The 26534-nt window shown below is 44.8% G+C and carries 14 protein-coding genes and 1 pseudogene; 2 read left to right on the top strand and 13 right to left on the bottom strand.

What is annotated here, in order from left to right:
* Positions 1-5 precede the first annotated feature (5 nt).
* The 4 genes from TOL2_RS21920 to TOL2_RS21935 are packed head-to-tail and all read right to left on the bottom strand — an operon-like array spanning position 6 to position 9392.
* The gene (locus TOL2_RS21920; protein WP_014959467.1) at positions 6-959 is read right to left on the bottom strand and encodes a hypothetical protein; all 954 of its coding nucleotides are present in this window, start codon (positions 957-959) and stop codon (positions 6-8) included.
* Positions 956-3469 (bottom strand): hypothetical protein, encoded by a 2514-nt coding sequence (locus TOL2_RS21925; RefSeq protein ID WP_014959468.1) that lies wholly within the window; start codon positions 3467-3469, stop codon positions 956-958. The genes TOL2_RS21920 and TOL2_RS21925 overlap by 4 nt, the downstream gene beginning before the upstream one ends.
* The gene (locus tag TOL2_RS21930; protein WP_014959469.1) at positions 3466-6705 is read right to left on the bottom strand and encodes a poly-gamma-glutamate biosynthesis protein PgsC/CapC; all 3240 of its coding nucleotides are present in this window, start codon (positions 6703-6705) and stop codon (positions 3466-3468) included. The genes TOL2_RS21925 and TOL2_RS21930 overlap by 4 nt, the downstream gene beginning before the upstream one ends.
* Before the next feature lie 2 nt (positions 6706-6707).
* Positions 6708-9392: a CHASE2 domain-containing protein gene (locus tag TOL2_RS21935; RefSeq protein ID WP_014959470.1), complete on the bottom strand. Its 2685-nt coding sequence runs from the start codon at positions 9390-9392 to the stop codon at positions 6708-6710.
* An 812-nt stretch (positions 9393-10204) separates the two neighbouring features.
* Here TOL2_RS21935 and TOL2_RS21940 point away from each other — a divergent pair.
* Positions 10205-11950, top strand: a complete 1746-nt coding sequence (locus tag TOL2_RS21940; RefSeq protein WP_014959471.1) for an ABC transporter ATP-binding protein — start codon at positions 10205-10207, stop codon at positions 11948-11950.
* A 21-nt stretch (positions 11951-11971) separates the two neighbouring features.
* Complete coding sequence (locus TOL2_RS21945) at positions 11972-13951, top strand: ABC transporter ATP-binding protein (RefSeq protein WP_014959472.1); 1980 nt, start codon at positions 11972-11974, stop codon at positions 13949-13951.
* 149 nt (positions 13952-14100) lie between these two features.
* Here TOL2_RS21945 and TOL2_RS21950 read toward each other — a convergent pair whose 3' ends face one another.
* From TOL2_RS21950 to TOL2_RS21985, 9 genes and pseudogenes are all read right to left on the bottom strand, one after another.
* Positions 14101-14739: a 2Fe-2S iron-sulfur cluster-binding protein gene (locus TOL2_RS21950; protein WP_014959473.1), complete on the bottom strand. Its 639-nt coding sequence runs from the start codon at positions 14737-14739 to the stop codon at positions 14101-14103.
* Positions 14740-14788: 49 nt separating this feature from the next.
* Positions 14789-16447, bottom strand: a complete 1659-nt coding sequence (locus tag TOL2_RS21955) for a (2Fe-2S) ferredoxin domain-containing protein (protein ID WP_014959474.1) — start codon at positions 16445-16447, stop codon at positions 14789-14791.
* Positions 16448-16459: 12 nt separating this feature from the next.
* The gene (locus TOL2_RS25855; RefSeq protein ID WP_083863944.1) at positions 16460-16912 is read right to left on the bottom strand and encodes an NADH-quinone oxidoreductase subunit NuoE family protein; all 453 of its coding nucleotides are present in this window, start codon (positions 16910-16912) and stop codon (positions 16460-16462) included.
* A gap of 66 nt (positions 16913-16978) precedes the next feature.
* A pseudogene (locus TOL2_RS25860) lies at positions 16979-17737 on the bottom strand (hydrogenase iron-sulfur subunit); the annotation flags it as partial.
* Positions 17738-17848: 111 nt separating this feature from the next.
* Complete coding sequence (locus TOL2_RS21965; protein WP_051012612.1) at positions 17849-20860, bottom strand: FAD-dependent oxidoreductase; 3012 nt, start codon at positions 20858-20860, stop codon at positions 17849-17851.
* 98 nt (positions 20861-20958) lie between these two features.
* Positions 20959-22110, bottom strand: a complete 1152-nt coding sequence (locus tag TOL2_RS21970; protein ID WP_014959477.1) for a (Fe-S)-binding protein — start codon at positions 22108-22110, stop codon at positions 20959-20961.
* A 35-nt stretch (positions 22111-22145) separates the two neighbouring features.
* Complete coding sequence (locus tag TOL2_RS21975; protein ID WP_014959478.1) at positions 22146-22700, bottom strand: 4Fe-4S binding protein; 555 nt, start codon at positions 22698-22700, stop codon at positions 22146-22148.
* Positions 22701-22720: 20 nt separating this feature from the next.
* On the bottom strand, positions 22721-24748 hold the full coding sequence (locus TOL2_RS21980) for an aldehyde ferredoxin oxidoreductase N-terminal domain-containing protein (protein WP_014959479.1): 2028 nt from the start codon (positions 24746-24748) through the stop codon (positions 22721-22723).
* A gap of 678 nt (positions 24749-25426) precedes the next feature.
* Positions 25427-26059: a TetR/AcrR family transcriptional regulator gene (locus tag TOL2_RS21985; RefSeq protein ID WP_041279681.1), complete on the bottom strand. Its 633-nt coding sequence runs from the start codon at positions 26057-26059 to the stop codon at positions 25427-25429.
* Positions 26060-26534: the final 475 nt, after the last annotated feature.

A 26534-nucleotide genomic window follows, 5' to 3' on the forward strand; every position in this document is an offset into this window, starting at 1 on the left:
TTCCTTTAAAGCATTTCTATACAGTTTAAAAACCATTGTTTGATCTCAGGGACATCTTTGATCTGCTGCCGGGTTGCAAGATCCAGTTCAATGTGTATAAACCCATTGTGGCCTGCGGATCGAAGAAGAATGCCGCTTATATTCCGGGTGCCCCCAAGCTCTCTGACATCACGGGGATACAGGCTGACGTTTCCGGTAAATTGTTTTTTCAGGCAGTCTGCAAACTTGTTGGCCAGGCGGCTTGCCTGTCGTGTTCCCGAACTTACCACAAGGTTTGAATTCCGGCCTTCCAGTGTTTTTCTTCGGGATTTTGAAAACCCGTGAACCTGCAACAATGATCCGTCTGAATATGCCCGGGCAAATGCGGCTGTAAATGCCGTAAAAAAGGTGTCTGAAAGTTTTGCCAGATCATGGGCTTCATCATTTTTCGGGCGGTTTTTCTGCTGAAGATTGTTTTTTTGCGGCAGGGAATTTTTTCTTTTGTTTCCATACCTGTGAACAGTATTAAATGCTGCAGCTGCAAAGTGTCCTTCCAGACTTAATTGAATGCCGATATCGTCAGTATGAAAGTCATGCAGTCCGTGGGGTATCATCAGAACACGATTGGTCTTCGGGGTTGTGGGAAAAATATAAAAACCCCTGCCGGTACGATTTTGTTCATCTTCCGACAAAAGAGTATACTCCGTGCCTTTGCATTCAATATTTGTCATGGAAAAATTTAGTTGTTTCCACTCTTCAATTAATGCCTTATGAGGCTCTTTTTTTAACATTCGATAAAACAAGTGCTGAACTGTCTGCAACTCTTTTTTGGAAGGAAACACAAAATCGGTTTTTGTCCGTGCCTCATGAAGATGCTGTTTGACAAGCAAATACCCGCTATCGCCTTGGGATAAGGAGGGCTGTAATAAAAAAAACAAGGTCAGCGCAAACTGCCATGCAACGGTTTTGTCCAAAATCATTTTATTTCCTTTAATATTTTGCGCTCGGGATAGACACCAGAAATTACCCTGTAAGGAACGATATAGGCATCAGGGCCGTGTTCCAGGGTCAGGCTGATTTCATATTTGCCGGGTTTCAGATCCGAGCGGAGCGGAAAAAAACAAGACTGCCTGGATCTCAACAAAGGGGTGGATGAATTCAGAATATAGGCGGGTTCATTGTTGTCCGGTCTCAGGCTGTATTGCCGTTTTCTGCGGGTAAGGGTATTGAACGGGCCATAATCCGTAAAAGAAAGATTTTGGATTTTGGCGGTAAAGATGAGTCTTTGGCTATGTTGATCACTTTGTTGATCCCCATATTGATCACCAGAGTGATACATAGAAGGAAAAAACAGGGCCAGGGATAAATTTTCATCTTCATCAAACAATTTGGTATAGTCCAATGTCATTGACTTTCGGGTCAGGCGGTAGGCAAATCTCAAATGATATCCTGCATCTTCAGAGCGGATAAGGTTCACAAAACATTGAACAGGAGCCGAAGACAATAGGGTAAGCTTGTGTATGCCTGCCTGGACAGGCGGCAGCATCACGCTGCCGGTGAGCCCTGCCAGATCTTTTTGAAAATAATCTTTCCCGTCAAGTATCGCCTTGATATGAAAAGGCCGGGATCTGTTTTCACTGTAAAAAATCAGCCGGGGCCTCATTTTTTTCAGAGCCCCTTGGGACTTAAAATTGATTGTCACGGGTATGTTCAAGGGTATTTTTTTAAAATTTGACACAAGGGCTGAATCACGGTGATACTGTTTTTTTTCAGCCGGCGTTAAAATATAGTGCCCGTTGCCATTGTCATTGCTATTGCCGCGGGGGGCAAAGGATTCCCATACAAAACGGCCTGAGGACAGATCATAATCAATGTCCGGCGGTCTGTGCTGAAGCCTGAGCAAAACCGATCTTTGCAATTTAAAAAGCGTGTTAAATCCCAACGGTGTTATGGGAAACCAGGAGACTTGTTTTTCATCTTCTTTGTCCATGGAGGCATACCCGTCTTCAGGCACACGGGTCAGGGCCATCCTTTGAGGAGGACGGTTGTATGCAGTTGCCAGCAGTGGGCTGGAAGATGAAAACCGGATGGAGGAAACCTTTGGAGGAAGCCTGAAATAAACTGCAACAGGATCGGATAAAATAATCCTGGTATCATTTTCAATCAAGTGGTCATATACGGAAGGAACCGGGTCAAAAGGAATGTTTTTTTTAAAAATTTGTTTTCCGTTATGATCAAGCAGAGCGTAATCAATAGACTGATCAGCAGAGATTGTGTCGCTTGTTTTTTTTCTGAACACGGCCTTAAAGGGTGTGGACAGCCCTTTTGCATGGGAAACCCGATAGGTCAGAGTGTTCTCTTGGTCCATGGCAAATGCCCGTGCAACAAGGGGGGCAGGAGTGATATCAGTCTTCTGGCCTTTGTCAATGCTGTAGACCTGAACAATAACCGGCTGGTCAGAACTCAATTCCATTATGCCTCCGGCAAGCCGGTTTTCATATACAGCAAAAATGCCGTTCCATGGCACTGTCCATTCTTGTTTTTTTTGTTTTTTGCCAAACCATTTTAATTGTATATGGGCAGGGGGCTTTCCTTCCACAATGGGGGCAACATGCGAAAATACACATTTGACTTGTATTCCCTGTTCCGGGATGGGTACGGTAACCCGCAACTGCTGATCAATCACCAGACCGGTTGGGAAAGGTTGCGGTTGCGCAATGTCGGCGTCAATCTCTTTTCTGACATAAAGTTTGCGCAATTTATAATCTTTGCTGGCAGATCCCAATGGTGCCAGAGGTTGCCAGGCCATTCGCATGAGGTTTGTCTGTTCGGTCTGCGTTAAAAATTCAGGAGGATAGATATTAAAACGGGACAGATGCTCCCTTTTTTCCTTGCCGGTTCGCTGCCACTGGTGCTTTAAATTGTTTTCAGAAGGTGTTTCAGGCAGATAAAGCCGCATTACCACATCAAAGATAATGGGGTCATGACCAAAAAGCCGGAATCTCATCTTTAAACCCTGGTTATCCGGGATTTTCTTAAAATCCAGAACCACACTCCTGCCGTCTGCGGGAACCAGGGGTGTTTTAAGATAATACCCTGCCGTGTATTGCTTGTCCCCGGCAGCGTCGTTATACAAGGTGATTTTAGTATGCTTGTGATAAATTCCTGATTTTATAATATTATTTTCTTTGTCGCAAATCTGGTATTCCAGGGCATACTTCATTGGGGTATCAGGATCATAGTCGGTCTTTTTGGGGATATTGGCAGTGGTGATTATCTTGACCCTGTCTGTTGCCGGAGGAAGATAAAAGTTGGTCCATTGGTTTTGATCCAGTTTATAGCACAAGCTTATCTTTGCATCCGGGGCTTTTAAATAGCTCAGCATGTTCTGCCTAAGCCCTTTAAAAAAACTTTCAAATTCAAAACCCATGGTATGGCAAGGCCATATGAAAAATAATGCGGCAGCAGCTGTTAAAAAATATTTTTTCACTGTTTTTTCCACTCCAGCCATGCAAGTCTGGCGTCAATATAATGGGATATGCGTTCTTGAGTAACCTGCAAGACGTTTACGGCAAGTGTTGTACCCATGTCTTTTGGAAACAGGTTGATAACTGCGGCAAGCTGTTTTGCTTTTGTGAATACAAGTAAAAAGCTCTGTTTTGAATTCAGGTCGATGATTCTTTGATAAGACAGGCCTGGCCATTGATGCAAAATTTGATCCAGCACAATAATATCATGGGTTTCAATATAGGTCTGAATAAGGGTTTTAAACCGGCCTGGCAAATCAACCGGCTGGTTTTGGCTTGTGTTGATAGTGGCGAAAAGATCGGCTTCAAACGTGTTGATGCCCAAAGCTCTGAACTGGCTTTCCTGTATCTTGTTTTCCGTTTGCTGCCTGAAATAGGCTCTTATGACGGGAGACAGCCAGATAATGGCAAACTCTTTATTCCGGGACTGGTCCAGGTACATGGCCTGGGGAATTCCCCCGACTTCATATCCGGCCGTGGCTTTTGACCCGTCCACCAGTTTGATGCTCAATCCGTTTGATTTCAAAGAGGTGATCAGGTCAAGGGTCAAAGTATCGGGTTGACTGTAAAGCTTGACTCCGGATCGAAAAGACAGCAATGCATCCGTATCCGGCAAAGGCGCATCCGGTTTGAATCCAAGAGCCCTGCATTGAACGATCATCAAGGGATCAGATCCTTGTTCTCTTACCATCACCTGGCTGACAAGGGTGTACAGGCTTTCTTTGTTCTGCATCCTGATGATATCTGATGATCCGTCCGGGTTTGTTAAAGGGTGGGCCGTACTGATCATCAGGCCCAATGCCTTGGTCCGTTCAAACAATGACACTGAGTACTCAAACACGTTCATTTCAGATAAAGGCCTAGGTGTTTGTATCAGATAGGGATTTGACGGGCCGAGGCGGAAAATATAACTTCCCCAGAACCGCTTGGCTGCATCATCTCTTTCCGATAAAATCAAATAATCCTGGTGTGAAGTTTTATGGCGGTACTGGATGATTTCATACCCCATAACGGCAGCCGATATGTTTAATGCTTTTAATTCATTGACCGCATTCGGTCCCCATCCCTTATCTGAATACAATTGCCGGGACAGCTTTAATAAAGGGGTTAAAATTTCATGGTCAAAAAACAAAAGTTCTTCAAATCTTGGTACTTGATACAGGCCCGATCCTTTTTCTGAGATTTTTTGTTTGCCCCTGAGCAGCCAGTCTTGAAGATAACCCACAATACTCTGCTCGCTGAGTTCAACAGGCAGTTCAATTCCCTTGAAAGGTGTTTTAAACATTAAATCCCTTGCATGGTGACGGTTCAGCATTAATACGGCAAACCCGGAATGCGACTTGTCCCGCAGCCGGTTGTTGAATGGAGAAGTTTCCCATTTTATGCCGAAAGGACCCAGTATTTTTTTTAAAAGCACAAGATCCAGCCCGGGCGGTAACGAAGATTTTATCCAGAGAAGGGAGTCGACAACCGGTGGTTCTCCCAGAGTAGGGATAACACGCTTGCCTGTCAGCACCTTTATGGTGTTTTGGGTGTGACCCCGAACCTGAAGGATATTGGTGTCATGAAAAAAACGCTGAAACACGGAAAACAGTGTTAAAGGATTGTTCAAAACATCGGACGTTCCGTCATCATTGGTTTTCAGTCCTGATCCGCCAAAGGCAAGAGCCTTGGCGTTCAAAGCGGAAAACAGCCATGTCCCGGCTTCCAGGATGCCCCATTCATCCAGGGGAGCCGGCACTTCAAGGAGCATGGGGTTTTTAAAATCAACATTAAAAACATAACTTCCCCACCCGTTTCGCGGCTCTGCTTCATACACATAAAGATAATGTCCTTCAACCTTTGCCAGGGCGTAATTGATCCGGCCCAGAAGATTTTCAGCTGTTTTAAGGGAATTTATGTCCTTTGAAACGCAATAGTGTTCAATGGATTTGAGTGCTTCTGAAAAAATTTCCATCTCCCTGGGCAAAGGAGACACAAAAGAATTTTTTTTCAGAGAGGTAAACAGCCTGACCTTGTCTTCTTTTAAAAGGTCAATCAACCGCTGGTCGCCAAACTCTTTTTTAACATTCAATATCCGGGTCAAAGGCTGTGCAGTCAATGATAGAATATTGGGAATATGGGTCATGGCAAAACCTATACAGGTTGCCGCCATGACCGCTGCCAACGATGTCTGGAGAACTGCCCGTGTGACCCTGACAGCAATGTCTTTATCGTGCATTTTAATTGCAAGCAAAGTGGTCAGCAAATATCCGAATCCATAAAAATCAGTCACTTTTTCTCTGGGAAACCAATGAATAATGACCCATCCCAGCACCAACTTATAAAAAAAACCAACATTGAAAAACAAAAGAATTTTTCTTGCTCCCTCCATGTTGGCTTCGCGAAAGATGGAAAGCCTCAGCACCAGGGAGGCGATCATCAAAATAATAAAGGTTTCCAGAAATGTATACACCAGTTTTTCAGGCTGATACCATTGCAGGGCAAGCAATGACGGTATCAGTATTCCGCTGAAGTCCCATCCGTAATGCAGATTCATCCTGGATGCCACAATCGAGGTTGTTAACAATATAATATAGGCTTTGGGGCTGGATAACATTGAAGAGGCAATGTCTTCATACATGTATACGATATTGCCCATGTTGAAATTTGTAAATTCAATCAGAACATACCGGACCAGCAGCCATGTGGTCAAAAGGGTTATAAAAGCCTGGATAAATCCTTTTTTCAGTCCCGGCTTCCAGAATTGATTGGCCAGCAGGGCAACAACAATGAGGCCGAAGCTGTGCAGGCTGTTGCGGTAATCAAAAACAATCCCGAAAGTCCTGGTCACATATTCTCCTGACAGTGGAAGCAGGATGGTGTCAAAGATCAGTCTTACAATGATGCTGGTCAACAGCAGTGCAAAAAATCTGTCTCTGCCGAAAAAACTGTTCCACCAACCTGATTTTGAAAAATATTCCGAGTAAAGCCAGACCAGAAAATAGGTGATGACGGCTTCAAAAATAATCACGGCTGCCGACAACGGCTTGACCATCAAAAGCGGAATAAGATAGCCGGGCACAACCAGGCCGCTTAACACCCAGCCCAGACGCAGATTAAAAAAACAGGTCACACACACTCCAAGCCAGACCGTTGTGGTCACTGAGTTTGCAAGACTTCCTGGCGGAAAGATATTGAGTATAAAGGATTCAATCATGATTAAAACTTATTCAGCATCAGGTTAAATTGAATGCCTTTTCCAACTTGACTTGTTCCAGTCAGATCACATTTCCATTGTTTGAGCTTGGGTGACAGCTGCCGGATCTCTTGAAAAAACTTTGAGTTATTTAACTGGCCTGAAGATAAATACCTTTGAAAATCCTCATCCGGCATTCCATACCCTGCATTGTATATGCTGTAAAAGATACTGCCGTTCTTGGATTCCGACCTGATTTGGATGGCTGTTTCTTCATAGGCATCATGCAAAAGGATTGAAAACAGGGAGATAAAAAGTTTTTTCAGGTCTCCGGGACCGGCTAAAACCAGATCAGATAAGCTGCCGGATGCAATCTCAAAAGAAATTCTTTTTTTGCCTGCGATTTCTTGCAACTGGGATATGGAGTTTTTAATGATTTTGAGGGTGCTTACGGGAAACACCTGATATGTTTCTGAAAACACATCAAGGCTCATATAATCATTGAGTTCTGTAATAAAATTAATCAGGTTGTCTTTTTTATCATTTAGATTTTCAATGAGTTTTGTCTTCTGTTCGGCAACCATTTTGTCATCTTCAAGCATCATGCATACATTGCTTATGGACTCGACCCCTTCTTTAAGGTGGATGTTGCTGCGCTCAAAAAGTTCTGCCTTCAAGGTACCGGAATTTTTGGCATCGGTTACGTCAATCATTTCAAAAAGCATTCCATGCAGATCAAAAGGATAGGCTTCATCCTGAATCAGGCTGTTTTCCTCTTCAATGAGCAAAGGACGAATGGAGAGCAAAAATGACTTGTCATGGTCGGCTATGGTGACGGGCAGGGTTAATATGTCATGGCTGATGATGGTCTGGCTGAGCAGATTGCGCATCTGTTGAGCCGTATGGTTCGTCAGTTTTACTGCAAGGTCAAGGGCCGTCATTTTAAACGGAGCAATGTTCATGGTTTTTAAAAAATTGGACATGCCTTGATTGACATGGGTCACCTGTCCGAAAATATCATATAAGATAACGGCGGATTCAATGGAGTTAAAAACCAGGTCCAGAATGGACACCCGCCTTCCCAGCAGATTGATGATATTATTTATCTCATGGGAAAGATCTTCTTTTGTTTCAAAACGCAAAATTTTATTGATCAGGCTTTTTTGACCTGCCTGCTCAAGATGCCATTTGTCTCTCTTGTAGAGGATTTCGCCTATTTCCACTGCAAAGCGGTTGATTGTGGGAAGAAGAGTGGATATATCCGCTGCTTGGCCGGATGAAATCACAAATGCCCAAAACCCCTGAAGCCTGCCCGCAAAACTCAGAGGAACCAGGTATTGCACATCATTTGGCTTTGCTGTCTTAAAATAAGAATGAATTTCAATGGGTTTGTTTTCTTTGATTGCAGTGGAATACGGTGTTCTCTGATAGTCCCGTCGCCTTTCCTTGATATCACTGATGGAGGTGTTCAAAGCAATTATTTCCTTTACCCTGTGGTCGTTTTCTACCTTGTCAAGAAAAATTGCCCGCTCAAGATTCAGGGTCTGGTTAACCATATTGATGATCCTTGACCAATACTCTTTGGATTCATAAAACCCGGTGGCAGAAAATTTTTTCTTAATTTGAATGGACCGGTTTAATATCATTTCTTTGGCAAGCCTGCTTTTTAACGAACACTTTCTTGCAAACATAAAAACCAGGACGGTTGCACAGGTGAGAATAATTTCAAAAAAAGGCGGCCAGAAAAACGCATGGGATAACAAAACCCAGGTCACTATAACGCACCCCATGAAAAACGCCCCGGTATACACAAGTATCATAATTTCAGACAGCAGCGGATAGAGAGTCAGTCCAAGAAAGGTGATGGTAATAATGAAACATAATGTGGTAAGGGGGGCAGACCACTTGATTGGGTTTTGTTCAATCAAAGTATCGAGTGCATACCCGTTATATTCGACCAGGGAAATACTGTTGTCACCCGAATGAACAGGAGTGTTAAAACCTGGTGAATTTGCAGCTTTTTTCAACCCTATGATGACACTACGGTCTTGAACCAGTTCCGGAACAAGATTACCGGAGACTATCCGTTTAAAGTCTATATTGGGAAGTTTTTTTGTTGCCGCCATAAAGTTGATAAAAAAGATATTGTCTTCGCCAAGCTCTGGAGTATTTCTCATTTGTGCGGCAAGCACCAGGAAATTTGGTGTTTTTTTATTTTGGACGGTAAAATATGCCTGCTCAAAACGATGCACCCCGTAATTGTTTGGCGGAAGGTCATAGGGTGCCGTGATAATTTTTTTTCCCCGGGCCCGGGCAGGTATAGGATCAAAAAGATCTTCACCTGCCGGATCTTGTTTCCCAAGTTTTTGTCTGCCAAAAATGACATTACCCATGGAAACGGCTTTGTCATAAAATTTTTCCGATACATTGGGAGGAAAAAAAGAAAATATAACCTGACTGGCTCCAATTGCATTAAGGTTTTGCAGGAAAGATATCCAAACCATATCGCCACTTTTTTGCTGGTCATAATCTATCTCAACAAGAAGTGTTTTTTTTGCAGCATTTTGCTGTTCAGGGATATGGTTGACAAAAGTGTCATAAAGGATGCCGCTGGGCAGATTAAACGCCCCTGAAAGACTTAAAAACCATATAAAAAGGGTTGTAAGAACCCCCGTATAAATAACAATATATTTTGATTCTCCGTTCATTACATTTCCTTAAAATAAGATTTTGCAGCAAACAGTTACAGCAAATAATTTGGTATGGACCATTTCCATGGATTCTTCAATTTTACTCTTTACTTGGGTTCTTTAATTTTTTCTGAAATATTAAAGAAATCAGCAGTCGTCACAATTGATCTGACGGTCTTTAATACTTTTTTTATAATTTAACTCACGTTTCGCTTTTTGAAAATTGAAAACAATCATTTATTCTCACTTGTAATATAGTGATAGGTTTTAGTCAACATTCTCATCTATATTGCCAAACGCCAACGCCTTGAGGAACAACCGCCTCTGCCCGGCATATAAGGACCTAAGCTGCTTGAGTTCCCTTCCCTGCAATGGAAATGATGGAAGATTTGTGCAGTAAAAAATTTATTTTTTTTTTGTCCTCAATAGAATAGCTACGCCTGAAATTCTTCAGAATCAGGTGGATGGTGCCTAAAAAGGCTTTCATTCGCCGGACTAAGTTCCCGCCAAGCAAAAAAAAACCTGAATTACCTTTGGACGGGTATAAAAAAAATAGGCGGTGGATTTGGGTTTCAGCAATTTTGTATTGCTTTTTTTAAAATCTTTATTTAGCTACTTGAATTGATTTATAAAATTAAAGGGACCTTGCAGTGTAAAATTATTAAAATGTGGAATTGCTTGATTAGATCTAAAATAGAATGACTATTTTGTACCGGGCCTCTAAATATAAAATTGGCGGCATATTTTTTGCATTTCCAAACTTAAAAAGGCAGGGATAGACGAATTATTAAACGGTATCACTTGCTGAAACATTCTTTATGGAGGCATGATTGAAAAGTTTCGAATTGATCAAACCCTATTTTATCGAGCGCCGGCCGGACCTCATTTGGGGAATCGCGGCTCTTCTTGTGGTGGACGCTTTTCAACTGTTTATTCCCAGGATCATCAAGTGGGCAGTTGATGACATCTCTGCTATGAACATCACCCCTGCCGGTCTTCTGACCTATGCCCTTTACATCCTCGGTGCCGCCCTGATGATCGGTTGTTTCAGGTATTTATGGCGTGTGCTTATTTTCGGAGCATCCAGGAGAATTGAGGAAGGAATCCGTGAGAAAATGTTTCGTCATGTCCAGTTGATGCCGGCCACGTATTTTGAAACGTTTACAGCAGGAGACATCATGGCCCATGCAACCAATGATTTGAAAAATATCAGGATGGCATCGGGAATGGGTCTTGTGGCGCTCACCGACACCATCGTGCTGGGCTTTGCGTCTATTTTTTTCATGGGATATATCAACGTTAACCTGACCTTGATGGCCTTGATTCCCATGCCGTTTATCGCGTTTTTTACCAAAATCTTCAGTAAGAAGCTCTTTGCCGAATACATGACCGTTCAGGCCGGTTTTTCTGATCTGATGGAGTTGGTCAGGGAGCGGTTTTCCGGGATTAAAATCATCAAGGCCTTCAACAGGGAAAATTTTGAGTCGGATTCCTTTTGCAGGGGATCGGAGAGTTATGTGTCGAAAAACATGAGCCTGGTGAAATATACAGGCCTGATTTTCCCAATGATGATTTTTTTGACCAACATAAGTCTTGCCATAGTTATCTTCATAGGGGGGAGGCAGGTGATCACCATGACCATTTCTCCCGGTGATTTTGTTGCCTTCATCAGCTACCTTGGGCTCCTGACATGGCCCATGATGGCCATTGGCTGGGTCACCAATATGATTCAGCGGGGAATGGCATCTGTTCAGCGGATCGAAAAAATACTGGCCCATGAACCGGAGATTAGAAATTCAGACAATGCATTGGTTCCTAAAAAGATTTTCGGCGAAATCCGTGTGGATGAGTTGTCTTTTAACTACAAAAACAAAGAGAGGCAGATCCCTGTACTTGAAAGAATCAGCTTTTTCTTGAATCCAGGGGAGACCCTTGGCATAGCAGGTCCTCCGGGAAGCGGCAAAACCACCCTGGTGAGTTTGCTCCCGAGGATCTTCGATGCCGCCACCGGCGGGATCACCATTGATGGCATGGGGATCAAGGAGATCGACCTTGAACTATTGAGGCGCGCAATCTCCTTTATGCCCCAGGAGCCGTTCCTGTTTTCAGGCACAATTCGGGACAACCTCATTTACGGGGATCCTGGTGCGGGGGAAGAACGTTTGATAAAATCGATCGAGATGGCCAGGCTGACCGAGACCATCGCGTCTTTTCCAGATGGCCTGGAAACCGTGATCGGTGAAAAAGGGGTTTATCTTTCCGGGGGGCAGAAACAGAGACTGGCACTGGCCAGGACATTTCTGAAAGACTCACCCATCGTCATCCTGGATGACCCGGTAAGCCAGGTGGATATGGAAACCGCCATGGCGATCTCAGAGACGATCCGTTCTCTTAAGGGGCACAAGACAATAATCATCGTGTCACACCGATTTTCCGTGTTCAAACATGCGGAAAAGATCATCGTGTTAAAGGACGGCATCATCTCGGAGTCTGGTCGTCATGATGAGCTGGTCGAGTCCGGCGGTTATTATGCGGACGCTTATGAAATGCAGGTTACGGAAGAAAGGATCGGGTAAGGAACTGTTATGAGACTGAGCATGAATTTTCCGGATGAGGAAAGCCTGGACAAACCCAAGGATATAAGGTTGTTGAAACGTTTTTTCCCCTTTATCATGAAGCGCAAACTGATGGTGACGGTCTCTGTGGCGCTGGTGATGGCCATCTCTGCATTGGACCTGGCCATGCCCTATGTCACCCGAATTGCTGTGGACCGCTATATTGTACCCGGACTCGATTTTTCCAGTCAAAGGGATGGTATACAGGGGGAAGGTTCTCCCCCTGCCCTGGCAGTTGAGATCAAAACAAAAGAGATGGAAACGGTCATCCTCAGTCATCCCGGGCTTTTTGAGAGACAAGGAAACACCGCCACCCTCTCATCGGAACACCTGGACCGCCTGACCCGGGAAGAGATGCGCATCATGCGTGCCCATGATTTGCGTGGTACTGCCCTGGTGGGCCTGGTGTTGTTGGCTATTGCGGGGTTGCGGTTTCTGTTCAGCTTTGTACAGATCATGGTGATGGAATACACCGGACAGTGGGTCATGCATGATCTGAGACTTTCCATCTACAGGCATATTCAGCGACTGCCCGTCTCCTTTTTCGATAAAAACACGGTGGGTCGGCTTTCCACACGGGTGACCAACGATGTCCAGAATATGCAGGAGTTGTTTACCTCCATCATCACGTTTGTTATGAAAGATTCCTTCATGCTCCTGGGAATATTGGGGGTCTTGGTGTATATGGACCTGAAGCTCGCTGCTGCGATTTTGTCGGTGATCCCATTCGTGTTTCTGGCAGCCATTCTCTTTTCGAGAAAATCCCGGAAAGTGTTCAGGGTTTTGAGGATTAAAGTGGCACAGATCAATTCGATGTTTTCCGAAGCCATTGGAGGCATGAAGGTGATTCAGCTGTTTACCATGGAAAAGAAGACTCTGGATGATTTCAGGAAAATAAACCGTGAAAATTATGATGCCGGGCTTCAGCAGATTAGAATCTATGGACTTTTCATGCCTGTGATCGACATGCTGGGTTCCTTTACCCTGGCTATCGTGATCTTTTACGGTGGAGGAAGGGTGGTCTCGGAGTTGGTGAGTCTTGGAATCCTGGTTGCCTTTATCTCCTATATCAAGATGTTCTTCAGGCCGATCCGTGATATTGCGGAGAAGCATAACATCCTGCAGAATGCCCTGGCATCCGGCGAAAGAATCGTACAGATCCTGGACAAAAAGCTCCATGGCGAAGGGGGCTCAAAAGAACTGGAAAGGCTGGACACCCTCTCCTTCGACCATGTGACCATGGCATACAAAAAGGGGAAAAACATCTTGAATAATCTCTCTTTTGACCTGAAATCGGGAAGTTCTTTAGCCATTGTGGGACCCACCGGGTCCGGGAAAACCACCCTGATCAACCTGATTGTTCAGTTTTACAAACCAAAAGGTGGAAGGATACTGATCAATGGAGATGAGATCGACCGCTATTCCGTTAGATCCATACGGTCAAAAATAGCCTTGGTGACCCAGGATCCCTATCTGTTTACGGGAACCATTCGGAAGAATATCCTGCCACCGGAAAAGGATGTGTCAAAAGAGGAACTCAACTCCATCCTGAAGCTCTCCAACTGTCAGTCTATCATTGATAAAATGCCGGAGGGCCTGTCCACGCGAATTTCCGGAGGAGGTGCATCCCTGTCCAGCGGGGAAAGACAGCTCATTTCCATTGCACGCGCGTTTGCTCATCAGCCGGACCTGATCATCTTTGACGAGGCGACCTCCTATGTGGATACGGAATCAGAGGAGAAAATCCGAATTGCGGTTTCCAACCTGAAGGAGAACCGGACTTCCATCACCATTGCCCACCGGCTCCGTTCCGCGGTCACTTCGGATCAGATCATCGTGATCAAGGACGGCAGGGTGATCGAAAAAGGATCCCACATAACCCTGATGAAAAACAGGCAATTTTATTATGGCCTTCATCAGGCAAACGGCCTGAAGAAAGGAAAGATTGCGGATACGATGTAGGCGGCTATTGCCGCAATCTCTTTTTGCTTGATGTATTCAACCAGAGGAAAATCGGCCTCCTGAGCAAATTATTTGAATCAGAATGGAACAATATCATATTTAAAGCCAAGACTTGTTTTTCTCATTTTTTCCTTCTGATTATCATCAGATTATTTTATCGCTTTTGCTGTTCCCTCTGATACAGGTTTGACAGGAAGCGGAAGAGAAGGAAACGCAATTGCTTTGGTTAAATGGTAAGCTGCCTGTAGATAGGATGTAGGACAAAGTGAAAAACATTCCTTGCAGTCCCAGCATTCTTTGGCGGCCAGTTCAGGAATAAAACTTATTTCCCGTTTTCCGCCTTTGTCAATCAATCCAATAACATTTTTCTTTTTAACTTCAGCACAGTATCTTACACACAGTCCACAAAGCAGGCAAAACGAAGACTCTTTTTCAAACCTGTCTTTATCAGCCCCATACTCTTGCGCCAGCTCCAGCAATGCCGGAGAATCCGGAGAATGTGCCAGCAGGAACTCCAAAATCAGTTTGCGAACCTTATCCACCATCTTTGTCCTGGTTCTGACAATCAGACCCTGTTCAACCGGGTAAAGGCAGCCGACAACCAGTTTGCTCCAGCCGTTGACTTCCACTTCCACGGTGCAAAGGCGGCACCCGCCATAAGGCTCCAAAACCTCATTATGACAAAGCGTAGGGATAAATATACCGGCACTTTGAGCCGCCTCCAAAACAGTCATCCCTTCCTCAGCCTTAACTTCTTTTCCATCTATCTGTAAATTGATTTCACTCATTGTATCCACACTCTTTTAGAGTTTAATTCTTGTTTGACCCAACCAGCATTTAAGCCGTAGCAGTCTTTTTTATGCCAGCCTCATACTCATCCCTGAAGTAGCGCAGGGAGCTTTTGAGCGGATCGGAAGCGGTTTTCCCCAAAGAACACAGGGCAGAGACACTCAGAACCTCGGCAATTTCTTCCAGCAGTTCGATATCCCCCTGTTTTCCCTCACCTTTACTGAGTCTTATCAAAACTTTCAGCATTTGCTTGAGGCCCTCGCGGCATGGGACACATTTGCCACAAGATTCATTGGTAAGAAACTCCAGGAAAAACCGGTTCATATCAACCATATTGGTATCTTCATCCATGACCATCAATGCACCGGCACCCATGGGAGCAGACACCTCTTTGAGAGCATCGAAATCCAGCGGGGTGTCAATGAGGCTTGCCGGCATTGACCCGCCCATGGCCCCGCCGAAATGAACCGCTTTCAGTTTTTTGCCGTTGGGAATGCCCCCGCCGATATCATAGATGATTTCCCGGATGGTCGTTCCAAATTCAACTTCCACAACCCCTGAATTAACAATATTACCGGAAAGGGATATCAATTTTGAACCCTTGCTGTGTTCTGTTCCGATGCCGGCATACCAGTCGGCGCCCTTATCGATGATCAGGGGCACATTGGCCCAGGTTTCCACATTGTTCAAGTTACTGGGCTTGTCCCATACGCCACTGACTGATGTCCGGATATATTTGGGTCTGGGCTCCGGGTTCTTTCCTTCGATAGACCGCATCAATGCACTGGACTCACCGGAAACAAATATTCCCACATCAAAATGGACTTCAACATCGAAATCAAAGCCGGAACCCAGAATATTGTCTCCCAGCAGCCCGTATTCCCTGGCCTTGTCAATGGCAAGATAGATATTATTTTTCAATTGCGGAGAGTCATGGCGGGTGTAAATAAAGCCTTTCTGAGCGCCAATGGCATAGGCTCCGATGATCAGGCCTTCCAGAACGCTGTGGGGATTTCCCGTAAAAATAGCCCTGTCCATGGTAGCCCCGGGTTCTCCCTCATGGCCGTTGACGATCACATACTTCACATCGGCCTGAGCATTACGGGTTGTTTCCCATTTGCGGCCGGCTGCAAATCCTCCGCCCCCCCGGCCTCGCAAATTGGCTTTTTTAACTTCATCCAACACCTGCTCAGGGGTCATTTCAAACAGTGCTTTAGACAAGGCACCATACCCGCCGATCCCGATATAATCATCAATGCTCCTGGAATCAATCCTGGTATTATTGCCGATGAGCTGACGCATCTGTTTTTTATAAAAAGGAATGTCAGACTGGTATACTGATTTCTCACCGGTATGGGGGTCAGTATAAACCAGGCGATCAATCACTTTTTTCCCAAGCACGGTCCGGGTAATAATTTCAGGAACATCCCCTGCTGCCACCTGAGTATAATAAATATCTTCAGGATAGATGGCGACATTGGGTCCCTGCTCACAAAAACCGTGACAGCCGGTTACTCTCAGCTCGACTTTGGCTTCCAGAGACTGTTTTTTTATTTCAGTTTCAAAGGCACTGATAACAGCTTCGTTACCGAGGCCCAGACAACCGGTTCCCGCACATACTGAGATATAAGATTTATCAGGATCTCTTTGTGACAAGAGACCCTTTCCGAATTCTTCCAATTCAACAGCTGAATTTATCCTTGGCATAATTTTTATTCCCTATGCATAGTTTTTCAACACTTGTTCTGCTTTATCGGGCGTCACCCTGCCGTGATGCTTTCCGTCAATGATAATCTCCGGCCCCAATGAACAACAGCCAAGGCAGTTGCCATGTTCCAGACTGAACGTGGAATCGGAATCTGTCTCACCGGCTCGAATACCCATGGCCTCCTGAACTGATTCCATAAGTTGCGTTGCACCGCGGATATGACAAGATGTGCCTGTACAGATATGAACTTCATGACGACCCTTGGGAGCCAGGCTGAAGGTTTTGTAAAAGGTGGTGATCTGCATTACCCGGCTTAATGGCACTTCCAGTTTCACACTGATTTTGTCCAGTATTTCCTTGGACAGCCAACGGTTTTTGCTCTGAACCTCCATCAGCACATGGATCAATGCCTCCGAACGGCCTTGGTATTCGGCAATAATCTGATCAACCTCACCATTGTCCAACGCAGATGCTTCAACTTTTACATCTGCTTCATCCTTATATGAAACGCCGTTTTCATCACATGTGGCTGAAAAAAGATTCCGGTTTTCGTCGAACAGGCATAATCCCTGCCTGGCCGCCAGGTTAAGATGCCGTGATACGTCAGACTGATTGATGCCCAGGCTTTTTGTGATTTCACCGGGCGTACAGGCTTTTTTCCTCAACAGGGCCATAATCCGGCTGATTTCATACTTGTCCACAACCGTTTCTTTGAACAGCTTGTCAAATGCAGGACTGGTAAAAAATTCATCATATTCTTCCACTGTTTTCAGAGGAATTCTCAACCTTATTCTTTCCACCAGCCTTATATACGGTATGAGCTGCTGAACCGCATCCAGCCGGGCTTTCAATTCCTCGGGATCGACTCCTTCACCTGCACCAAGAGGTCCTGACGCTCTCACCGTCCTGGAGAAATCATTCATCACATCGGCATAACGGCTTCCTTCTGAAGCTGAAATCCACTCCAACCTTAATCTTTCGGGATTCACCCCGATCATTTCCAATAATTTGCCGGCAATATGTTTTGTGCTTAATGCAGAAAAATTTCCTTCAGTAATATAATGACATTCACCGGGCCAACAACCGCCGATAAACACCCCGTCTTTTCCGTTTGAAAAAGCCCGGAATATAAATGACAGGTCGACTCTGCCGGTACACATGACACGAATAATTTTAATATCAGGCGTGTATTGTTGTCTGGAAACTCCAGCCAGGTCCGCAGCGGAGTACCCTCACCAATTGCATAAAAAGCCTAAAATACTTGGTTTAAATTCAAGTCCTGGTCCCATTTTTCTCACTCCTACGGCAGTCTTCACTGCGGTTCTCTTTCTTAAAATTCTATCAGGGCAATGGTCACCTCAGGAACAACCACCGCCATATCAATCAGGCAAAAACATTTTTCAGGACGCATCAATTTGGCAAAAGATCTCATCATCGGTAAAGTGTTTTAGAGAAATCGCATTTGCCGGACACACCGTGTTACAGAGGCCATCCCCTTTACAGAGAATGGGATTGACTGTAGCCTTTTTGCCTTTTCCTGTCTCATGAAATTCAATGGCCCCATAATTGCAAACCGATATACAGGCCCCACACGACTCGCAGGCGTTCTCGTCCACCTGGCAAATAGCTCCCGAGACTGTCACCGAATCCTTGTTCAGAATCGTGATCGCACGGCCTGCAGCCCCGTACGCCTGGCTGATCGTCTCCGTGATATGCTTGGGATAATGTGCAATACCGCACAGGAATACCCCCTCGGCTGCAAAGTCTACCGGCCTTAATTTTACATGGGCTTCCTGAAAAAAACCGTCCGGATTCATGGCCACCTTGAACAGCCGGGCCACTTCCATACTCTCTTCCGATGGAATCACCGCAGCAGACAACGTTAGCACATCGGCATCTAATTCAAGCCGCCGGCCCAAGATAAGATCCGGCACAGTAACTCTTAATATCGACTTGCCTCCCTCTGTGATCGCTTCCACTTCGGGCTTGTCATCCAATTCCCAACGGATAAATTTCACGCCCTTATCGGCAGCCTCACGATAGTAATCTTCCCTGTACCCATAGGTTCTCATGTCTCTAAAGAGAATATAGATGTCCATCTCGGGTTTCAGATCTTTCAGGTTCGTGGCGTTCTTTACAGCATGGCTGCAACATATTCGGGAACAGTAATTTCTGTCCTCATTTCTGCAACCAACACATTGGATCATTACCAAACTCTCGGCATTCATCAGCGCTTCATCTTGTTTGAAGATACGATCCTCAAGCTCCAGCTGGGTCACTACCTGGTCATCTTCTCCATAAAGATATTCGGTAGGCTTATATTCCGCCGCACCCGTCGCGAGAACCGCAATGCCATGTTCTATGTCTTTGATCCGTCCTTCAGTCTTCACCGTGGTGACAAAATTTCCCACATAACCAGTCACATTCGTGATGATTGCTTCATGGGATATCTGGATGTAAGGATGTTTATATACCTTTTGGACAGTGTCTTTTAAGAAAGCCTGAACATCCATTCCTTCCAGGGTAGTATGAATTCTTCGCGTTATGCCTCCAAGCGCCTTATCCTTTTCCAGCAGCTTAACCCGAAATCCCTGATTGGCCATACTAAGGGCACTGGTCATACCGGCAAGTCCGCCGCCTACCACCAATGCTGTTTTGTTCACCGGCAGCTCAAACTCCTGGAGGGGCTCAAGAAGCGATGACCTGGCCACGGCCATGCGAACGATCTCCTTGGCCTTCCGGGTGGCGTTCTCCGGCTCCTTGGAATGCACCCAGGAGCAGTGTTCTCTGATATTGGCCATTTCATAGAAGTACTGATTGATACCCCCTTCACGGCAAGTGTCCCTGAATAACGGCTCATGGGTTCTTGGCGTGCAGGCGGCCACCACCACCCGGTTGAGACCCTTTTCCCGTATCTGATCCGATATCTGCTTGGCATTGTCCGTTGAGCAGGCAAAAAGGCTCTCCTGGGCATGCACCACATTTTCCAGCCCGGACGCATACTCTACCACTGCCGGCACATCCACCACCCGGCCGATATTGGCACCGCAATGGCATACAAAAACGCCCACACGAGGTTTCTCTTGGGATACATCCTTCTCCGGCGGGTAGACCCGGTCTCTGGCAAGATCCCCCCGACGGTAGGCCAGCAGTTGACTGCAGAGGGCATCGGCCCCGCCGGCACTCATGACCGACTCGGGGATATCGATAGGCCCCTGAAACGCGCCGCTGACAAAAATCCCCGGCCGCGTGGTCTCAATTGGATTTAGCGGATTGGATTTGCAGAACCCGTGTTCGTTAAGCTCAATACCAAACTGGTCCGCCAATTCTTCTGCATTCTTCGGCGGGTTTAACCCCACGGATAATACTACTAGTTCAAATTCTTCTTCCTTGACGCCGTCATCAGCAGTTGAATACCTTATGGAAACATTTTTGGTTTCCGGGTCCTCTTTGCCAATCGATACATAGCTTCTTATAAATTCAACCCCGGGCAGGTTTTCCGCCCGTTGGTAAAACCGCTCGAAATCCTTGCCAAAGGCACGAATATCGTTATGGAAGATCTTCGCCTCAAGATCCGCTTCATGATCCTTTGCCAGGATCACCTGTTTTTGCGCATACGCGCAGCATACGCCTGAACAATAGCTGTTTCCGCCCTCGATCACCTGCCGGGACCCCACACACTGAATCCAGGCGATTTTCTTCGGATGCTTCTTGTCCGATGGGCGCAAAATCTCTCCATCATAAGGACCGGTAGAGGCTAAAATCCTTTCAAAGTCGAGGCTTGTAACCACGTTCTCCATGATCCCATAACCATAGTCGTTCCGCAGTTTTGGATCAAATACCTCAAACCCCGGCGACATGATGACTGCGCCGACCTCTACCTGGATCGTCTCTTCTCTTTGGTTGAGATCTATAGCTTGATTTTGACAGGCACCGATACAGATATTGCATTTTTCATCCTGGAGATAAAGGCAGGTATCAGGGTCAACGTATGTAATCAGCGGAACGGCCTGAGAAAAGTATATATGTATGGCTTTATTCAAGGATAAGTTTTGATTATACTCATCCGGAACCTTGACCGGGCAAACCTCTACACAGGTCCCACACCCCGTGCATCGATCTTCAATGATATATCTTGGCTTTCTGGTCAAAGTGACCTTAAAGTCTCCTGCTTTGCCCTTTATACTTTCAACTTCAGTGTATGACAGAATCTCTATATTAGGATGTCTGCTGCATTCAATAAACTTTGGCGATTCAATACACATGGAGCAGTCATTCGTGGGAAAGGTCTTATCAAGCTGAGACATCTTTCCCCCGATGGCTGGTGCTTTATCAACGAGATAAACGCTAAACCCCGTATTCGCAAGGTCAAGGGCGGCTTGGATGCCGCTGATGCCGCCGCCGACAACCATCACATCTATTAGATTGTTTTTTTCAGGACTGTTAACAGGCAGCCCTTCAACCGTTTCTTTTTCCACTTTTTTTGTCCTTCTAAGAATTCTACGGTTTTCTAAATCATTTCCTGAATAATTTCCGTGATGTCTTTAACCTCTAAGACGTCGTCATATTCCAGGTTTAACATGCTTTCCTCAAAATTGGTGATGCAATAGGGGCAGGCCGTTGCCAGCACCTTTGCCCCAGCTTTCTTGGCCTGGACCAATCTGAGGTCGGAGAACCGCTCTTCCTTGGGAGTGTCCATCCAGATTCGGCCGCCACCCCCGCCGCAGCAAAGGCTGTCTTTGCCCCAATCTGCCATCTCAACCAATTCCAACCCGGATACTGCCTTTAAAACATTGCGAGGCTCATCATATATTTTATTGTGCCGCCCCAGGTAACACGGGTCATGATATGTAACTTTCTTCCCGAACTCACCTGACAATTCAAGCCGTCCCGTTTCAATCAGCTCTGATAAATACTGAGTGATATGAACGACTTCAAAGTTCACCATAAACTCGGGGTATTCATTTTTAAACGTGTGGTAGCAATGGGGAGAAGAAACGATAATCTTCTTCACACCATTGTCGATAAAGGTCTTGATGTTTTCCTTGGCCAGGCTTTGAAATACGTCCTCACTGCCGATTTTTCGGATGCTTTCGCCGCAGCAGCTTTCTTTAGCGCCCAATATGCCAAAATTCACTCTTGCTTTTTTAAGGATATTGGCCGTGGCTGTGGCGATTTTTTTCATTCTCGGATCAAAGCTGAGATAGCAGCCGACAAAATACAGCGCTTCCATGTCCTTTGTGAACGGTTTGACGCCAAGATCTTTTGCCCAATCCCCCCGTTTATTTCTATCAAACTGCAAGGGGTTGCCTTCGGAAATAAGGCTTGCTCTCGCGGTACGGGCCGACTTGACCGACGCCGGAAACACCTCATATTCCGAAGCTATCCGGCGCAAAGACATGCCGACCTCTACCTGTTTGACGCCTCGCGGACACCGATCAGGGCATCTGCCACAGGTCGTACATCTCCATATATCTTCGCCTTCTATCTCCGTTAAGCCAAACGTGGCCTCACGGATGATTTTTCGGATACTGAACTGCCTGACCCGGTTCCAGGGGCAAACCGTGTCGCATAGTCCGCACTGAAAGCAAAACCTGAAGGCTTCTCCACTGGCCTCTTTTATTTCTTCTATGACTTCTTTGAAGGGGGCGACTGTTTCCACTGTATTTATTAATCCTCTTCTTTCAACTTAAGTGGTTAACGCTTTGATAATCGAGAAAAAGTATCCACGACCTTCTTTTGCCCGTGTTTCTTCACGAGTGACTCGTAAGCTGTCTTCAACTCCATCTGATTATCTGCTTCCTGCGTTTCTTCCTCTGCCACTGCCACTTCCCTTTCCGAATAGGTCAAGCAGTCACGTGCGCATATCTGAACACACATCGGCTCAGAAAGTGGAGGCACATCTTCACACATGTCGCATTTGAGAGGAAGACCCGAATCGGGTTCTTTGAACCAACTCCTCGACGGGCAGGAAGCCGGACAGAAAGCGCATTCCGAATACTCCTTGCCGTCGATCACATAATGATTCCGGCCGTTACATTCGGCTTGCGTATAGCCGCCGGCTCGAACCGGCACCCATTGATCGTTTCTTTCATCAATTACCACCTTGATCCGGGAGCGGGCCGGGTTAAAGCTACTGTATTTCGGTATGGCGTGAAATGCAGCACAGGCCTTCTCACAGGCGCGACACCCATTGCATTTGCTCGGGTCTACTTTTATTTCTTTGATTATTTTTTTTGCCGGTTTACTCATTGCTGTTTTCACCTCCCGGACTATTTATTCTTGATATTGTACTCAGTTAGAGTGAAATTTTCAGCTTTACGGAAACTCACTTCTGCATTTTTTGGTCTTCCTTCTGAGTAACATGATTGATCCTTGTAGCAAATATCTTCATCGCCCTTAATGAGTCCCCTCTTGATGAGTTCATCGGCGACATCACCCAGGCCTAATTTGTCCAATGTTAATTTGGTGGGAACGCCTTCGTTGGTCCACCCCTTGAATGTGTAGTATCCGTCAAGAAGCTTCTGCTCATTTTCCGGCTCCCTTTTCTTCCAGTGATCTGCAGGTGGCTTCTCGTCGGCTCTTTTCAGTCCTCTGCTCATATTGATGGCCCTGACAAGATTCCGGTTTCTTCTGGCTACTTGCCATAAATCATCGGCATCCATTTCGATCCCGGTCGCCAATTTAATAAAAGTGGGTATGTTGTAGATGTTGTATGCGGAACCGCCACCGAATTGACCTCTAAATGATGAACAGAATGCGCAAAGGCCAAGGGAGTCATCAACGTAGTGCATGGTTTCGTTCCAATCACATATGTTAATAGCCGCTTCAAATGATGGATGTGTGCGTGGCTCCCATTCCTGGAAGAATTTTTTAAACCTCTCGGGTGCCGACATCCATTCGTCGGTAAACTCCTTTCTCTCTGCAGGTTCTTTAATTGGATCCTGCGGATAAGAGCCCTCGGTCTGATTGATCGCCATCTTGTCGCTGGTGCAATACATGAGATAATACGGATAATTCACTTTGCCCAGCTTGAGAGGTATCTGCTCGAACTTTTTCATTGTGTTATGATCATATTCTTCGGCACCATTGCCGATCTGACGGGCTGCCCGATATACCCCATTGGCCAGAATATCCCCTACTCCTTCTCTCCGGACAAGCTTCTCAAGCAGATAGTAAAACCTGTCGGCAGATTTTTCCGGAAAATCAGGCAGGTCTTTGTCGGTTAAAATGCCTGCTTCATAAAGTTCGATGGCGAAAGCTAAGGCTTGTGGTGCGGCATAGCTGTCCACACCGTATTCCTGGCTTAGGGCCATTATGTCGAAGGTAAAAGGAAGCTCTTCAAAAGCCGCCATATGCCAGGTGCCTTTGCCGAAGCATTTTAACATGTACCTTTGCCGTCCGGGTGGCTTGACCACAAGATGACAGTTTTTAGGACAATTGTAGCAGCCTTGCAACCGGTCGCGGATTTTCAGAGTGTAATCCTTCCACCTGTCTTCTTGCTCCTGATGCCAGAAATCTTTTCTCCTTGTGCGTGCATTGCCCCAGGCAAAATTGTTATGGTGCCAGGCATCGTTCCACTCAATTGCCATGAGATCCCCGTTAAACGGACTTTCATTTATATCCTGATAGTGTTGGAGACATAATTTGAACATCTCTTCGGGGTTGGCAACTTGAAAATCTTTTGTGCCACGCACTGCGATCGCCTTCAGCCTTTTATCCCCCATAACCACACCTACGCCGCGAGATGCAGATCCGTTATAATGTTCTATGGAGGCCATGAAAAGCCTGTTTTCACCGGCAAGGCCGATTGCGGCCACTTGAATATCACGATCATTTAACTCATCTTTAATAGCATGTGCGGTTTCCTGAGCCCCCATTCCCTTAAGGTGAGAGGCGTCCCGCAGTTCCACTTTGTCATTGTGTATCCACAAATATACCAAATCTTGTGATTTGCCTCGAAGGACGATCTTATCGTAGCCGGCATGTTTGAGTTCCGGCCCAAAATAACCTCCAAAAATCGAATTGGAAAACATGTTCGTCTGAGGAGAAATGGTATCGACCATCGTTCGATTGGCTGCTGGGATAGGAGTACCGTCAAAAAGGCCTGTGCTGAATATAAGCAAATTATCGGGAGAAAAGGCATCGGTCTCCGGACTCACTCGATCCCATATCAACCTGGCGGCAGAGCCATTACCACCCAGATGAAGCCTGGTTACTTCGGGATCTGTTTCTACCCGCTCAATATTGCCCACAGTCAAATCTACTTCCAAATTAATGCCTGTCTCTCCATATCTCATAATATACCTCCTAATAGTTCTATTTGACGGACATGGCGATTAAAGTTAGCAAAAAGCCTGCCAATGGGCAAAAAAAATAAAATTACTTATAAATTCAGATGTTTATTTGTATGAGCAGGAAAAAGATAGTGAAAAAAAACAAAAACTCCTGAAAAACAGGAGTTTTTGTTAATAAATGTTAAATTCTTGTTCTTGAAAAACAGGAATCTCTGTTTTTATCCCCCAATGAACTTATAACAACGATGCATAAGTCTGAAACTCCTTTTGTAAGGAATAAATTAATGTTTTGTTGTGATCAACCATGCGATCATCTATATTTTATTATTGAAAAAAGTTTACCAATGGATTTAAGACATTTCTTTAACTATAAAATCAGCACGTTGCGTAATGATATTGCGATCAGGACATAACACTCCTGAAAAACAGGAGTGTTGTATTCGTGATATTAGGCAACCACTCCTGAAAAAAAATAAGGGATCGGATACCTGCCTGTGTTAAAAAGAATCAGGGCTGACTGATTCCGCGCAGAAGATAGGCATAGCTTTTAAAACTCAGATGTTTTACCAACTGGTCCTGGATTTTCATGTTTGCAGCCGATGCATAGCCGATGCCAATATGAATTATTAACTTATAGTCAAAAAATAAAAACAAGTAAAAACCGGACATCACTGATACGGGCTACTCACATCTGAACCCATTAACAATAATACTGAAAATTGTTTCAATGTTTTCAAATAGAGGATATGACATATCATTTAAGAGCCAACATGTAACCAGATGATCCATTGTGCTGATAAAAATATCACGAGCAGCCTGAGGATCAAGGTCTGCTCTGAGTTCTCCATTTTTTATGCCTTCAGAAATGATAGAAACAGGGTAATAATAAAGAGTTTTGACATTTAAATATACGTCCGTTTTAAGAAATTTTGCATTAGTTTTTAAATTCAGATAGACTACTTTTGCATCTAATGGAGAAAGTTCTATTCTTCTTAAATACCACCATAAATATTTTCTCAGTTTGTTTTCTGCTCCCTTTATCCCAAAAAGATGGTTTTCAAGATCTTCTAAAAGTTCGGAAATCCACAAATCCGGTATCTCAAGTAGAAGATCTTCTTTTCCTTTGAAATATTCATATAGAGCTGCTTCGGAAAGGCCAATGCTTTTTGAAATATCAACAACGGTTGTCTGATGAAAGCCTTTATCGGCAAAAAGTTTTTTTGCAGCTTCAATTATTTGCATTCTTGTATCCGAGCTACTTTGCTTCCCGGTTTTTCTTTTTACTTTTTTTTTTAAAACTTTCTCTTTCTTCATAGAGTTACCAGTTTGCCCTCAAAAAAATTCAATTGCAACATCCTGCAAATGTTTAGCCATCATTATCTCAACTTTTGAAAAAAAAGCCAATGTCACTAACTGCCATGGCAGATCAATCTGCCACAACAAAAAATGAAAGAGGCTTTATTCCAACAGCTTAGAAGTTCTTTCATATAAAGATTAATAACATTTAAACAATAAAATTCAACAAGATTTTTATTTTAAAATATGTATTGAACCTTCCCTAAAAAATTATAATTCGTACCAAACTCACTTGCTATTTCATGGTGGTGTTTGTTGCCAATAACAACCCTTTTTATCAAAGCTTTTCTTAATTTTGTTTTGTGTGCAACATTTAGTGCATTTTTAAAATGAGTCCTATAAACTAAATACCACTTAGAATAAACACATTCAAGAATATTTTTTTTGAATGTCAAAAAGAATTTATAATAAATTTACCCGCAATAAATATTAT

The sequence above is a fragment of the Desulfobacula toluolica Tol2 genome, assembly GCF_000307105.1.
GTDB lineage: Bacteria > Desulfobacterota > Desulfobacteria > Desulfobacterales > Desulfobacteraceae > Desulfobacula > Desulfobacula toluolica.

Bases quoted from the DNA above. Each gene is read 5' to 3' on its own strand.
- TOL2_RS21955 (WP_014959474.1), bottom strand. From the start codon at position 16,447: ATGCCAAGGATAAATTCAGCTGTTGAATTGGAAGAATTCGGAAAGGGT.
- TOL2_RS21920 (WP_014959467.1), bottom strand. From the start codon at position 959: ATGATTTTGGACAAAACCGTTGCATGGCAGTTTGCGCTGACCTTGTTT.
- TOL2_RS21975 (WP_014959478.1), bottom strand. From the start codon at position 22,700: ATGAGTAAACCGGCAAAAAAAATAATCAAAGAAATAAAAGTAGACCCG.
- TOL2_RS21930 (WP_014959469.1), bottom strand. From the start codon at position 6,705: ATGATTGAATCCTTTATACTCAATATCTTTCCGCCAGGAAGTCTTGCA.
- TOL2_RS21945 (WP_014959472.1), top strand. From the start codon at position 11,972: ATGAATTTTCCGGATGAGGAAAGCCTGGACAAACCCAAGGATATAAGG.
- TOL2_RS21950 (WP_014959473.1), bottom strand. From the start codon at position 14,739: ATGAGTGAAATCAATTTACAGATAGATGGAAAAGAAGTTAAGGCTGAG.
- TOL2_RS21980 (WP_014959479.1), bottom strand. From the start codon at position 24,748: ATGAGATATGGAGAGACAGGCATTAATTTGGAAGTAGATTTGACTGTG.
- TOL2_RS21965 (WP_051012612.1), bottom strand. From the start codon at position 20,860: ATGGTTGTCGGCGGCGGCATCAGCGGCATCCAAGCCGCCCTTGACCTT.
- TOL2_RS21985 (WP_041279681.1), bottom strand. From the start codon at position 26,059: ATGAAGAAAGAGAAAGTTTTAAAAAAAAAAGTAAAAAGAAAAACCGGG.
- TOL2_RS21935 (WP_014959470.1), bottom strand. From the start codon at position 9,392: ATGAACGGAGAATCAAAATATATTGTTATTTATACGGGGGTTCTTACA.